The sequence below is a fragment of the Bradyrhizobium sp. genome (genome assembly GCF_035701725.1).
In the GTDB taxonomy this organism is placed as follows: Bacteria; Pseudomonadota; Alphaproteobacteria; order Rhizobiales; family Xanthobacteraceae; genus Bradyrhizobium.
On sequence record NZ_DASSRP010000221.1, the window covers coordinates 1 to 12,984 of the forward strand.

Here is a 12,984-nt window from a genome sequence, read left to right on the forward strand (position 1 = left end):
TCGGATCGCGGATATCGCTGCAATTGAATGTATCGATTAGGGTTTTCTCAACCACGCCCGGTCGGCCGCGCGTTTCGGCCTGGCGGTTGTGGGCGCTGCACCAAAGGTGAGTTGCCGCGCCTCCCATGCGTTTTCGAAAACATCGCGTGCCCGATTTGCGCTTCAAGCGGCCGGACGAGCCCAGTATCCAAGGGGGCATCCCCTCCGGAGCGCGATTTGGATGAAGAGAATTCTTGCCGTCGTAACCATGATGACGATCGGCGCCTGCGTGCCGTGCTTTGGCCAGGCGCAGACCGCAGGATTGACAAAGGACACCTCGCCGCCGCCGGTGAAAAAACTCTACGAGGACGATCTCCGCCTGCCGGATGATGCGGCGAAACTTTTCCTGCCTGACGAGGCCTATTTGCGCTGGCCACTGCCGCCGGGCGAGGAGGCCTATGCCAATATCGACGGCCTCAAGATGAAGCAGCAGATTCCCGATATCGTCGCGATCTCGCGCAAGAGCCGCGACGATGGCAACCAGTTCTGGGGCCGCATCGCCGGCATGCCGTCCGACCGGATGATTCAGGACTGGATCGCCGGCCAGTTCAAGGCGATCGGGCTCGAGCAGGTGAGGCGGCAGGAAATCGACATGTCGCCGCTGTGGTATCCGAATTCCTGGGAGGCGAGCCTTGTGGTCGGCGATGCCGTCACGCCGCTGAAGACCACGTTTCCGATCACCGATACCGTCGGCACCGACAACAAGACGATCGAGGCGCCGGCAGTCTGGCTCGGGCTCGGCACGCCGGCGGATTTCAAAGACCGTGACGTGCGCGGCAAGGCGGTCATTCTCTACAGCAACCCGACGCCCGGCGGCCGCGATCACCTCGCGCGCTGGAGCGGCTCGATGCTGCGGGCCAACAAAGCGGGCGCGGCGATGGTCCTCATCGTCATGGACATTCCGGGAAATGTCACGACCGAACCGGAGGCCGGCGCCGGCACCACGGCGCCGACATTGACCATCAGTATGAAGGAGGGAACAGCGATCCGCGAGGCGATCGAGGCCGGCAAGGACGTCACCTTGCGGCTGCGCGCCGACATCGAACGAAAAAGCGGGCTGAAGACCGCCAATGTCTGGGGCGTGCTGCCGGGCACGACGGACGAGAACATCCTCATCATGGCGCATACGGATGCGATGTTCGAGGGCGCGCTCGACAATGCCTCCGGCATCGTGATGCTGTTGCAAATCGCCCGGCACTACGCAGCGCTGCCGAAGGAGCAGCGGCGGCGTACCATCACCTTCGTCACCACGCCAGACCATCATCACGGCGCGTCCGGCATCAAGTGGATCAATCAGAACATGCGCGACTTTCTCGATAAGACCGCGCTGATCGTCAATTGCGAGCATCCTTCACAAACACAGACCTATCGGCTCGGCGCAGGCCTGATGACGTCGACCGAGACGAGCGCGCGCCGCTGGTTTGTCGGTGGCAGCGAGACATTGCGGCGGATCGTGCTGAGCTCGATGAAGGAGTTCGGCGTTGCTGTCTATGCGCGCCCCGAGGGACGGCCGGGCGGGGAGTTGCAACATATTTACACCCGCGCGCCAAGCTTTCACGTCATCGATCACATCTTCTACCACTCGGATGCAGACACCGTGGACCTCGTGCCAGCCTGGGGCATCGAGGCGGTAGCGCGTTCTTATTTGAAGATCATCGATACCGCGAACAAGATGGAAATCAGCGAGCTCTCGGCGCCGAAAGCCGCCGGCGCGCCATCAAGGTAGGTGTGCGTGCGGCCGTAGCAGGATGGGTGGGAATTGGGCTATGGTCGGCGCTCGGACGGCAACTTGACGCACGGCCGCCAGGGGGAGCTTCATGTCGATGATATCGGCGCGCATCGAGCGCCTTCCGTTTGGAGGATTTCATAAGCACCTGTTGATCCTCGGTGGCCTCGGCTACACGTTCGATGCGATGGATGCGGCCGTGATCGCCTTCATCCTGCCGGTGTTGCGCACCGCGTGGAATCTCTCCAGCGCCCAGATCGGTCTGCTCGGCAGCAGTACCTTCATCGGATATTTCTTCGGTGCCCTGTTTGCCGGGATGCTCGGTGATCTGATCGGCCGCCGCGCGGTAATGATGTCGGCGCTTGCGCTCTATTGCGCGGCATCGCTGGTCAGCGCAGCCGTAGATGCGTGGCCGTCCTTCTTTGCCGCGCGCGTGGTCGCAGGGATCGGCACCGGCGCGGAAAGCGCGATTATCGCGCCCTACCTCGCTGAATTCGTGGCACGCCGCTATCGCGGCAGTTTTACGGGTGCGCTTGCCGGCTTCTTCTCCTTTGGCTTCATCGCGGCGGCCTTGCTTGGCTATTTCATTGTTCCAACGCGGGATGATGGCTGGCGCATCGTGCTCGTGATCACCGCGGTGCCCGTCGTCATGCTGTTGTGGTGGCGCAAGGCGTTGCCTGAATCGCCCCGCTGGCTCGAAAGCCGTGGACGCAACGGCGAAGCCGAAGCCGTGCTCGACAAGATCGAGGCCGGTTTTGCACGGCGGGGCCAGGTGCTTCCTGAACCTGTCCCCGAGGCGATTGCGCCTCCGAGCAGCGGCGGCACATTGCTTGCCAATTTCGTGGCGCTGCTCGCCGGCCGCCAGGCCCGCATCACCATCATGACCTGGATCATGTGGCTGTCGATCACCTTCAGCTATTATTCCTTCTTCGTCTGGATTCCGAGCCTTCTGGTCCAAAACGGCATGAGCATCACCAGAAGCTTCGCTTACTCGATCGCGATCTATTGCGCGCAGACGCCCGGCTACTTCAGTGCCGCCTGGCTCAATGAGAAGATCGGCCGACAGGCCACCATCGCCTGCTACATGATGCTTGGCGGCGCTGCTGCGCTCGGGCTCGCTTTCGCAGGCACCGAGCAACAGATCATGCTGGCCGGCATTTGCCTGTCCTTCTTCATGAACGGCACCTATGCAGGCGTCTATGCCTATACGGCCGAGGTCTTTCCGACCCAGTTCAGAACCACGGGCGCCGGGCTCGCCTCGGCGATCGGACGCATCGGCGCGATCATTGCGCCGAACCTTGTCGGTTATCTCTATCCCAATTTCGGCTTTGTCGGCGTGTTCGGGGTCACAACCAGCGTCCTTCTGGTCGGCGCGGTCGCCGTCGTGCTGATGGGAGTGCCAACGCGCGGCCGCTCCCTGGAAGAGATTGCGGCGGGCAAGGTCGCATGAGGATGGCGTCAGAACATTGAAAGGCTTTCTCGCCGTCCAACTCGCGTTGCCCGCGCGGCAGACAATCGCTACCTCCTGACCATAGGGAATCACCATGCCGACGACCCTGTTCAAGAACGCCGCCCTTCTTGACCCGCTGCAGTCCGATCTCGGCGGAGAACATGACGTCCTCGTCGAAGGCAACGTGATCAAGGAGGTTTCGGACCGGCCGCTGCAGGCAAACGCAGATCAGGTCATTGACCTCAAGGGCAAGACGCTGATGCCGGGCTTGATCGACCTGCACGTGCATGCGGTTGCCGTCGAACTCAATCTGGCGCAGCAGGTGCACATGCCGAACGTGCTGGTGACGCTGCGTTCGACGCTGTTGTTGCGCGGGATGCTGCGGCGTGGCTTCACGACGGTCCGCGACGCCGGCGGCGCCGGTTATGCCCTGAAACAGGCAATCGAGAGCGGTCTGACGGATGGCCCCAGACTGTTCGTCTCCGGCCGGGCGCTCAGCCAGACCGGCGGGCACGGCGATATGCGGGCTCGTTCGGACTATCTGGCCAGCGATAGCCCTTGCCCCTGCTGCGTGCGCGTCGGTGCACTGGCGCGCGTTGCCGACGGCGTAGATGGGGTGCGCAAGGCGGCGCGCGAAGAACTGCAGATGGGCGCCGACCAGATCAAGATCATGGCGTCCGGCGGGGTTGCTTCACCCACCGATCCGGTCGGCGCATTCGGTTATTCCGAGGACGAGATCCGCGCCATCGTTGCCGAAGCGCACGGGCGCCAAACCTATGTGCTCGCGCATGCCTATACGGCCGAGGCGATCGCCCGCGCCGTGCGCTGCGGCGTACGCACCATCGAGCATGGCAACCTCGTCGATCTTCCGACCGCGCGCCTCATGGCCGAAAAGGGGGCCTATGTCGTCCCGACGCTCGTGACCTATGAAGCGTTGGCCAATGAGGGGGCCCAATATGGTCTGCCTCCGGAGAGCGTGGCGAAGATCGCCGATGTTCGCGATGCCGGCCTTCGCTCGCTTGAGATCTACCGCGAAGCCGGCGTCAAGATGGGTTTCGGGAGCGATCTCCTGGGCCCGTCCCAGCGCCTCCAGAGCGATGAGTTTCGCATCCGCGCCGAAATCATTGGTCCGCGTGCAGCGGTCGTCAGCGCGACCGTGATCGGCGCTGAGGTTCTGGGGATGGAGGGCAAGCTCGGCCGGATCGTGCCCGGCGCCTTCGCCGATCTCCTGGTCGTCGAAGGAAACCCGTTGCGCGATGTGGCCTGTCTGCTTGGCCAGGGCGAGCATATTCCCCTGGTCATGAAAGCTGGAACGATTCAGTTCAACAAACTGAAGGCGTAGTTCGTGCCGGGCCGCATCGGCTACCTAAAGGCATCTTCACCGCAGCACGTGGCGCGGCAGCCACAGCGAAATCTCCGGCAGATAGGTGACGGCCATCAGCACCACGAACATTACGGCGTAGAATGGCCAGATCTTTCGCATCACCTCTTCGATCGTGACTTTCCCGACCGCGCAGCCGACGAACAGGATCGCGCCGACCGGCGGGTGACACAGGCCGATGCCCAGATTGAGCAGCATGATCATCCCGAAGTGAACGGGATCGACGCCGAAATTCTGCATCACCGGAAGCAGGATCGGCGTCGCGATCAGGATCGAAGGTGCCATATCCACCAGCGTGCCGAGCACCAGCAGCAGAATATTGATCAGGAACAGGATCACGTACTTGTTGCTCGAGATCGACAGGAAGAACGCCGTCATCTTGGCCGGCATCTGTGTCAGCGCCATCACGTAGCCGACGCTGGAGGCGCAGGCGATCAAGGTCAGAACCATCGCGACCGTACGCAGCGTCCGGTGCAGCAGCACCGGGAGGTCCCGCCACTTGTAGTCGCGGTAGATGAACATGGTGACGAAGAACGCCCAGATGCAGGCGACCGCGCCGGCTTCGATCGCGGTGAAGACGCCGCCCAAGATGCCGCCCAGGATGATCACAAGCGTGATCAGGCCCCAGGCCGCTTCGACCGTGATCTTGATCGCGTCCTTGGCTGGCACCGTCTGGCCGCGCGGATGGTTGTCGCGATAGGCAAAGACCAGGCAGAGAATGATGAGGGAAAAGCCAAGCAGCAGGCCTGGAAACACGCCGGCCATGAACAGCGCGCTGATCGAAATGGTGCCGCCGGTCGCCAGCGAATACAGCACGGCGTTGTGGCTCGGCGGCACCAGCAGCGCCTGAACCGACGAAGTGATGGTCAGATTGGTGGCGAAGACGCGGGGAAAGCCGGTTTTTTCCATTTGCGGGATCATCACGGAGCCGATCGCGGACGTATCGGCGACCGCCGAGCCGGAGATGCCGCTGAGAAAAGTGGTGGCAAGCACGTTGACCACCGAGAGACCGCCTCGCACGCGGGTGAAGCCGACCAGCACGTCGGCAAAAGCGACCAGCCGCCGTGCCATGCCGCCCTCGGCCATGATCGCGCCGGCCAGCACGAAGAACGGGATCGTCAGCATCGCCACCTTGCTGACGCCGTCGGAGATTTTCAGCATCACCGCCTCGAGCGGAATCCCGATCCACCAGGCGCCGGCGATCGCGGCGAACGCCAGCGAATAGGCGATCGGCATGCCGATGAGGAAGCAGCAGATCATGGTAGCGAGAAGGACGAAGATATCCATGGCGCGATTCCCCTGAATTCCTACTCGAACGACGCGGCCGAGCCATGGGACGCCGCACCTTCGCCATGCGAAGGAAGCGGATCGGGAGGTGCGCCGAGCCAGACCCGCTCGATAATGAACAGCAACAGGCATGCGCCGCCGACCGGAATCGGCAGGTAGGTAACGCCGACCGACAGGAACGGGAACTCCGCAATCGTGTTTTGCCAGGTTACCTCGACCAGGCTTTCGCCCCAGATGATCATGAACAGCGCGATCGCAGCCATCAGGAGCTGCACCAAGAGATCGAGCGATTTGCGAATTCGCGGCGGCGCCTGGTTGGCGAAATAGCCGACGTTCATGTGCAGGTTGAGGCGGTAGGCGGCGGCGGCGCCGATAAAGGTCAGCACGATGGTCAGGAGAACCGCGAGCGGCTCGGGCCAGGAGGCCGCGCTGTTGAGCACATAGCGGGTGAACACCGCCCAGGGAATCACCGCCGAGATCAGGACCAGCGCGATGCAGCCGACGAGCACGCAGGCGTAGTAGAGCACGTCCATCGCGCGGCGGAATATGGCTGCCATGGCGTTACGCTTCCCGTTTTCTCATCGAGTATTCTGTCCGTCATTCCGGGATGCGCCGTCAGGCGCAGACCCGGAATCCATCTCTCCCAGCATTGTCGTGTCTTTATGGATTCCGGGTTCGCTCGTTGCACTCGCGCCCCGGAATGACGGCTGGGAAGATCTGATTGGTTCGTCTCGGTTACGACTCGGAATAGCGGACTAAGCTAGGCCCTGAATACGTTTGATCATGTCCTGATATTTCGGCCCGTACTTGTCCCAGACCGGCTTCACCGCATTCTGGAATGGTGTCTTGTCCGCGATCTCGATGATCTGGCTGCCGGCGGCCTTGGCCTTCTCCATCGCCTTCTGTTCGTATTCATTCCAGAACCCGCGTTCCTCGAGCTGGGCTTCGCGGGCGAATTTCTTGATCAGGTTCTGATCGTCAGCCGAAAGCGTGTTCCAGATCCGCTTCGAAAACACCAGGATCTCGGGAATGATCAGGTGTTCGGTGAGCGAGACGTACTTGGCGGCGGTGTAGTGATTGGAAAACACGTAGCTCGGCATGTTGTTCTCGGCGCCATCGATCACGCCGGTCTGCAATGCGCTGAATACCTGGTCGTAGCCCATCGCGACGCCATTGCCGCCAAGCGCGTTCATCATGTCGACGAAGATCGGGTTGCCGATGACGCGGAACTTCAATCCCTTGATGTCTTCGATCGACTTGATCGGGTGCTTGGTGTTGTAGAGCGAGCGCGCGCCGGAATCCATCCAGCACAGCGCAACCAGGTTTGCGCTCGGGCTCGCGGTGATCTTGTCCAGCAGCTCCTGGCCGATCGGTCCATCCATCATCTTGTTGGCATGCGCGGTGTTCTTGAACAGGAACGGCATGTTGATGACGTTGATATCGTCGACTATCGGCCCCATCGTGCCGACGCTGACGCGCGACATCTGGATCGCGCCGATCTGGGTCTGTTCGATGGTTTCCTTCTCGCCGCCGAGCTGCATCGACGGAAACATCTGGATCGACAGCCGGCCCTGCGTGGCTTCGGCGAGCTTCTTGCCGAGGTTCTCGGTCGCGGCGACGGTTGGATAGCCGGGCGGTTGGACGTCGGAGGCCTTGAACACCGCCTTGGTCTGCGCGGTCGCGTTAAAGGGCAGGCTACCGGCCAAACCCGCGGCGCCAAAACCGGCGCCAAGCTTCATGAAATCGCGACGCTTCATCGCTCGTCCTCCCAGCTGTTCGATACGCGGTCATGACCTGACCTGTTTTTGTCGTTGCTATCAGGCTCCCCGCGGCCGGACAAATCCGAAAGTCACTCAGGTGGATTTGCCGGCATTCCGGGGCTGTGCTAAACTTGTACGATGACCCGACAACCTCAGTCAAGCGCGGACGTGACGGCTACGGCGCAGCCTCAGCATGAGGGGCTGTTGCGCCCACTCGGCGCGCCGAAGAGCCTGAGTTCGGAAGTGGTCGACCGTCTTGCCGAGCAGATCATGTCCGGCAAATTGCCGGTCGGCGCCAAATTGCCTTCCGAACAGGAAATGATGAAGGGCATGGGCGTGAGCCGCACGGTGGTGCGCGAGGCGGTGGCGGCGCTCAGGGCGCGCGGCCTCGTGGTCACGCGGCAAGGGGCGGGCGCGTTCGTCGATCGTGCGGCCGGCCGGCAGCCTTATGCGATCGACCCCGAAGGTCTCGGTTCGCTCGAGAGCGTGCTCGATATTCTGGAATTGCGCATGGCGGTGGAATCGGAGGCCGCAGCGATTGCGGCCGAGCGGGCGACGCCGGCGCAGATCAAGGCGATCGGCGAGGCGTTGCGCGTGTTCAGCCGCGCCATCACCAATGGAGATCGCGCGATCAAGGAAGACTTCGCCTTTCACCTTGCAATCGCCGCCGCGACCCAAAACCAGCGCTTTGTCGATTTCCTGGATTTTCTCGGCCGTCTGATCATTCCCCGGCAGAGCATCCGCTCGTTTGAAGGCAGCTCCGAAAGCCCGCGCCAATATCTTTCCCGGATCGAGAAGGAACACGAGGCGATCTTCCAGGCGATCGGCGCCCGCTCGTCGAAGAAGGCACGAGACGCCATGCGCGGGCATCTTTTGAAAAGCCGCGAGCGCTATCGCGAACTTGCGGCCGCAAGCAAGTGACGGGCGCGGGTCTCACGTCCCGCTCTCAGCGGTGATACTCGTCGCGCTGCAGGACGCCGACACCGATCCAGCCCTGCGATGGATGAGAAAGCCGGCTGCGCCGTCGGCTCAATGCCGCCGGCGTCCATCGCTAGGCAGTCTGTCCGGCGGCTTGCAGGATCAACCGGGCGATTTCGTCGGGATGGGAGATCAGCCCCAGATGGCTCGCCTTCACTTCAATCGTGGTCGCGTTCATGCGCTTGGCCATGAAACGCTGAAGATCGGGATTGATCGTGCGGTCTTCGGTCGAAACCGCATAAAAGCTCGGCTTCGAGCGCCAGGCCGCGTGCGTGGTCTTGCCTGCCAGCAGCGCCTTGTGGAACGGCTGCTGGACCGCGTAGAGGATCTTTGCCTTCGCTTCCGGAATGTCACCGGCGAAATCGCGGAGGAAGGCATCTTCGCCAAGCCGGCCTTCGTCACCGTCGAAGACAATGCCCGCGGATGCCGGCGGGGTCGGATATGTCTTTGCCAGTGCGGTGTAGTCCTCGCCGGCATCGGGTGCGCGCGCCGCCACATAGACGAGAGCCGAGACGTTCGGATTCATGCCGGCTTCCGTCACGATCATTCCGGAGAACGAATGTCCGACCAGAACCGTCGGCCCTTGCATTCGCGCCAGCACGCGCTCGGCCGAATCAACCGCTTCAGGCAGCGTCGTCAGCGGATTCTGCACCGAGGTGACGTTGAGACCTGCCGCCTGCAAGCGCGGAATCACTTCAGACCAGCAAGAACCGTCCGCAAACAGCCCGTGCACGAGAACGACGTTGGGTGCTTTTGTCGGCGTGGGGTTTGCGGCCGCCGCGCCGGCAGCGGGGATCAGAGCGGTCGCGGCTCCAAGAGCCATCAGGTTTACGAACGCGCGGCGGTTCATCGGCTGCACGTGCAGCAGATCGTCTTGGCTTTTCACGGAAGGTCTCCCTTCAGAATTGAATCGGCGGCGCGCGTTTCTCGCCGCCGCATCCGGTTCCGGAACGGCTTGGCGCCAGATCCGCTCCCCACATCGATATTCTGAAAAAAGGGCTGCGTTGTTACCCGGTGTCACGCGGTTGTGAGGGCGGAACTCGTGCCTGGCCTAGAGCGGCAAGAAGCCTGCGTGTGCGCGAACCGTGGACTGATCGGCGGCCGTCAGCAGCTCGATCAGGATTTTCGCCTCGCGCGCGTGGGCGGCCTTGGTGGTGACGGCTGCTGTATAGACCGTTGCAAGCTCGCACCCCTTCGGCAGCGCGCCTGAGACCCTGATGCCTTTGGTGGCAATGATCTCGGTCGCCTGGGTGCAGCCGACCGGCCGCGTGGCGTCGCTTTCCGCCATGTGGCGCATTGCGGTTGCGCCATTCGGATAGATCTTCAGGCGGCTCGCAATCTCGTCGGCGATGCCGAGCTGCGCCAAGACCTTCGCGACATGAATACCGGCGGTCGAGGCTTTGGTGTCCGGGACGAAGATCGCATCCGCGCCCAGGAAAACGTTGCGCAGGCTTGTCGCATCGGGCGCCGAAACCAGCGGATCGGATTCGCGAACCGCAAGCGCCGTCTCAACCTGGCCGACGTCTTTCATCGACGTACCTTCGGCAAGACCCTCTTTCGCAAGCGTCGCGATCAAGGCGGACGTGAGAATGAGAATGTCGGCCGGTGCACCGGCGCGAAGCTTGTCTGCCATCGCGCCGACCGCGCCGAAGTCGCCGCCGATATCCAGGCCGGTCTGCGCTTTGAACTTGGCCGCCAGGCTGCCGACGAGGCCCTGCGCCGCGCCGCCGCTCAGGATGTTCAAATTGGTCATGATAGCTCCATCGCCGCGATCAGGCGGTCGCGCGTGATCGGCAAGGTTCGAAGCCGCACGCCGAGCGCATCGAACACCGCGTTGGCAATCGCCGCGGTCACCGGGCCATGCGCGGCTTCGCCGGCGCCGACGGGATCAATCTCGGGCCGCGAGATCACCTCGACCTCGACATCGGGCACTTCGGAAAAGTGCAGAATCGGATATTCGGTCCAGGAGGTGCTGGTAATGCGTGTGGAATCGAAACGCACGCGCTCCTTCAGCACCCAGCTCGTCGCTTGAATGGCGCCGCCCTCGATCTGATTGATGACGCCGTCCGGGTTGATCGCCTCGCCGACATCGACGGCAAGGGTCAGTTTCCTGACGCGAATATCTTCGCCGACTTCGACTTCCGCCACGGCGGCGCAATAGGCGCCCGTGTTCTTGTAGCGCGAGAAGCCGATTCCGTAACCGACGCCGTCTTCCTTGGTCCGCTCCTTGGCAGGTTTCCAGCCGGCGCGGCGGGCCGCGGCCTGAACCACATCGCGCGACCTGGGATCGGAAAGGTGGCGCAGGCGGAAGGCAACCGGGTCTGCGCCGCGTTCGAAGGCAAGTTCGTCGAGCAGGGACTCGATCGCGAACGTGTTGCCTTGGGCGCCGAGCGTGCGCAGCGCCGAGGTGCGCACCGGCATGGTCGTCAGCCGATGCAACTCGACGTGCCATGACGGAAAGTCATAGAGCGGAATCGAATTGCGGTCGGCGCCGCCACCGCCGGCTGCCGGCGGATCGGCCGAGATCGCGCGCGGGAACGGGTTTTCGAGTTCGCTTGCCGCCAGCAAGGTCGGGAGATCGGCGCGGCCGGGGCGGGCGGTGTGGCCGTTGCCCCAGATGGTGTGGCGCCAACTGGCGATCTCGCCGTTCGCATCGAGGCCGGCCTCAATCTCGATCGTCATCGCCGCGCCAAAGGGCGCGTGCGACATTTCATCGGCGCGCGACCATTGCACCCGCACCGGACGACCTTGGACGGCCCGCGCAAGCAGCACGGCATCGAGCGCCACGTCGTCGGCGCCGTTATGGCCGTAGCAGCCCGCGCCCTCCATGTGCTCGACGATGAAATTCTCCCGCGGCAGCTTGAACACCAGCGCAAGATCGGAGCGCAGGAGATAAACGCCCTGGCTGTGCGTCCACACGCGCACCTTGTCGCCGTCCCATTGCGCCATGGCGCAGGAGGGCGCGATCGAACCATGGGCGATATAGGGACGGTGATATTGCTGTTTCACCGTACGCACGACCGCCGACGGCGAAGCCGCCTTCTTGTCGGATATCACGACCGTTTCCGCCGGCTGATGTTTCAGCCATTCGGCGAGTTCGTCCTCGTTCGGCAAATCTTCGCGCGACGACCATTTTGCGCCCTTGCGTAACGCGTTAACGGCGGCTTCGGCGCCGGCTTCGCTTTGGCAGACCACGCCGACAAAATTGCCGTCGCGCACGATCGCGATCAGGCCCTCGATCTTGCGTGCGCGCTCCTCATCGAGTTCGACGAGCGTTGCCTGCGCGAGCTCGGGGCGCAGCACGCGGCCATGCAACAGACCGGGCATCGGGGAATCGTGAATGAACCGCGGGCGGCCGAACACCTTGTCGGGAATGTCGAGACGCTGCACGGAATGGCCGGCGAGCGTGCGCTGTGCCGAGGCTTTCGGCTCCGCGCTCGCGGTCGCGTCGCGGTCGAGCGAGACCTCGCTTGCGAGTTCCCAATAGCTGGTCGCGACGTTGCCGGGGCCGGTAATGGTTCCGTCCGAAATGCCGAGCACGTTGGGCGCGACGCCAAACCGCTCGGCGGCGGCGTTCAAAAATATCCGACGGATTTCCGCAGCTGCAAAGCGGATCGCACGCCCGGAATGCTGCACCGACAGGCTGCCCGAAGTGACGCCCTCATTCGGGCTTGCGAAGGTGGACGCACGCACCATCCTGATGCGCGCAATATCGACGTCGAGCTCGTCGGCGGCGATTTGCGCCAGCGCGGTGACGATGCCCTGGCCGATCTCGACCTTGCCCGGCGATACGATCACTTCGCCGTCGGCTGCGAAATTGATCCACGACGACAGTTTCGGATTGACCGCCAGAGACGGCGGCAACGAAGGGGAGGCGGGCTTGGTCATGAGGCGCGCATCTCGGCTGCGGCGCGCAGGATGGCGCGCACCATGCGGTTATGCGAACCGCAGCGGCACAGGTTGCGGTCGAGCGCAGCCTTGATCTCGGCGCTGGTCGGATCGGTATTGCGCTTCAACAGCGCCGCGGCGCTCATCATGATGCCGGAAAGGCAATAGCCGCATTGCAGCGCCTGCTCGGCAATGAAGGCGCGCTGCAGCGGATGCGGCTTCTCGACGCTGCCGAGCCCTTCGATCGTGGTGACGGCCTTGTCTGCCACCGACCATAGCGGCGTGTCGCAGGAATTGATGGCGTGATCGTCGAGCAGGACGGTACAGGCACCGCATTCGCCGGCGCCGCAACCGAAATGCGAACCCGTCAGGCCGAGCTGGCTACGGAGCACCGTGAGCAAGGGCGTATCTGGATCGGCATCGATTTCGGTCTCGACGCCATTGAGGCGAAAGCGAACGTTTGGCATTGAAAACG

Annotated in this window: 11 protein-coding genes; 4 read left to right on the forward strand and 7 right to left on the reverse strand. The window is 63.1% G+C overall.

Going from position 1 to position 12,984, the window contains the following annotated elements; genetic code table 11:
• Positions 1 to 220: 220 nt before the first annotated feature.
• From VFL62_RS12770 to VFL62_RS12780, 3 genes are all read left to right on the forward strand, one after another.
• The gene (locus VFL62_RS12770) at positions 221 to 1,765 is read left to right on the forward strand and encodes a M28 family peptidase (protein ID WP_325172741.1); all 1,545 of its coding nucleotides are present in this window, start codon (positions 221 to 223) and stop codon (positions 1,763 to 1,765) included.
• Positions 1,766 to 1,856: 91 nt separating this feature from the next.
• Positions 1,857 to 3,215, forward strand: a complete 1,359-nt coding sequence (locus VFL62_RS12775) for an MFS transporter (protein ID WP_325172742.1) — start codon at positions 1,857 to 1,859, stop codon at positions 3,213 to 3,215.
• A 94-nt stretch (positions 3,216 to 3,309) separates the two neighbouring features.
• Positions 3,310 to 4,557, forward strand: a complete 1,248-nt coding sequence (locus VFL62_RS12780) for an amidohydrolase family protein (protein WP_325172743.1) — start codon at positions 3,310 to 3,312, stop codon at positions 4,555 to 4,557.
• Positions 4,558 to 4,593: 36 nt separating this feature from the next.
• Here the strand turns inward: VFL62_RS12780 and VFL62_RS12785 are convergent, their stop codons facing one another.
• The 3 genes from VFL62_RS12785 to VFL62_RS12795 all read right to left on the reverse strand — a co-directional run bounded on the left by VFL62_RS12785 (position 4,594) and on the right by VFL62_RS12795 (position 7,640).
• Complete coding sequence (locus VFL62_RS12785) at positions 4,594 to 5,883, reverse strand: TRAP transporter large permease (protein ID WP_325172744.1); 1,290 nt, start codon at positions 5,881 to 5,883, stop codon at positions 4,594 to 4,596.
• 20 nt (positions 5,884 to 5,903) lie between these two features.
• Entirely contained in the window at positions 5,904 to 6,440 is a 537-nt protein-coding gene (locus tag VFL62_RS12790; RefSeq protein ID WP_325172745.1) for a TRAP transporter small permease, read from the reverse strand.
• 198 nt (positions 6,441 to 6,638) lie between these two features.
• On the reverse strand, positions 6,639 to 7,640 hold the full coding sequence (locus VFL62_RS12795; RefSeq protein WP_325172746.1) for a TRAP transporter substrate-binding protein: 1,002 nt from the start codon (positions 7,638 to 7,640) through the stop codon (positions 6,639 to 6,641).
• Positions 7,641 to 7,811: 171 nt separating this feature from the next.
• Between VFL62_RS12795 and VFL62_RS12800 the strand changes: the two genes are divergently transcribed.
• On the forward strand, positions 7,812 to 8,564 hold the full coding sequence (locus tag VFL62_RS12800; RefSeq protein ID WP_325172747.1) for a FadR/GntR family transcriptional regulator: 753 nt from the start codon (positions 7,812 to 7,814) through the stop codon (positions 8,562 to 8,564).
• A gap of 130 nt (positions 8,565 to 8,694) precedes the next feature.
• Here the strand turns inward: VFL62_RS12800 and VFL62_RS12805 are convergent, their stop codons facing one another.
• From VFL62_RS12805 to VFL62_RS12820, 4 genes are all read right to left on the reverse strand, one after another.
• Entirely contained in the window at positions 8,695 to 9,471 is a 777-nt protein-coding gene (locus VFL62_RS12805) for an alpha/beta hydrolase (RefSeq protein ID WP_325172771.1), read from the reverse strand.
• Between the two features lie 201 nt (positions 9,472 to 9,672).
• Positions 9,673 to 10,374, reverse strand: a complete 702-nt coding sequence (locus tag VFL62_RS12810) for a substrate-binding domain-containing protein (protein WP_325172748.1) — start codon at positions 10,372 to 10,374, stop codon at positions 9,673 to 9,675.
• On the reverse strand, positions 10,371 to 12,509 hold the full coding sequence (locus VFL62_RS12815; RefSeq protein WP_325172749.1) for a xanthine dehydrogenase family protein molybdopterin-binding subunit: 2,139 nt from the start codon (positions 12,507 to 12,509) through the stop codon (positions 10,371 to 10,373). The genes VFL62_RS12810 and VFL62_RS12815 overlap by 4 nt, the downstream gene beginning before the upstream one ends.
• A complete protein-coding gene (locus tag VFL62_RS12820) occupies positions 12,506 to 12,976 on the reverse strand; it encodes a (2Fe-2S)-binding protein (RefSeq protein WP_325172750.1) in 471 nt (156 codons plus the stop codon). The genes VFL62_RS12815 and VFL62_RS12820 overlap by 4 nt, the downstream gene beginning before the upstream one ends.
• Positions 12,977 to 12,984: the final 8 nt, after the last annotated feature.

Bases quoted from the DNA above. Each gene is read 5' to 3' on its own strand.
- VFL62_RS12770 (WP_325172741.1), top strand. From the start codon at position 221: ATGAAGAGAATTCTTGCCGTCGTAACCATGATGACGATCGGCGCCTGC.
- VFL62_RS12775 (WP_325172742.1), top strand. From the start codon at position 1,857: ATGTCGATGATATCGGCGCGCATCGAGCGCCTTCCGTTTGGAGGATTT.
- VFL62_RS12780 (WP_325172743.1), top strand. From the start codon at position 3,310: ATGCCGACGACCCTGTTCAAGAACGCCGCCCTTCTTGACCCGCTGCAG.
- VFL62_RS12785 (WP_325172744.1), bottom strand. From the start codon at position 5,883: ATGGATATCTTCGTCCTTCTCGCTACCATGATCTGCTGCTTCCTCATC.
- VFL62_RS12790 (WP_325172745.1), bottom strand. From the start codon at position 6,440: ATGGCAGCCATATTCCGCCGCGCGATGGACGTGCTCTACTACGCCTGC.
- VFL62_RS12795 (WP_325172746.1), bottom strand. From the start codon at position 7,640: ATGAAGCGTCGCGATTTCATGAAGCTTGGCGCCGGTTTTGGCGCCGCG.
- VFL62_RS12805 (WP_325172771.1), bottom strand. From the start codon at position 9,471: ATGAACCGCCGCGCGTTCGTAAACCTGATGGCTCTTGGAGCCGCGACC.
- VFL62_RS12810 (WP_325172748.1), bottom strand. From the start codon at position 10,374: ATGACCAATTTGAACATCCTGAGCGGCGGCGCGGCGCAGGGCCTCGTC.
- VFL62_RS12815 (WP_325172749.1), bottom strand. From the start codon at position 12,509: ATGACCAAGCCCGCCTCCCCTTCGTTGCCGCCGTCTCTGGCGGTCAAT.
- VFL62_RS12820 (WP_325172750.1), bottom strand. From the start codon at position 12,976: ATGCCAAACGTTCGCTTTCGCCTCAATGGCGTCGAGACCGAAATCGAT.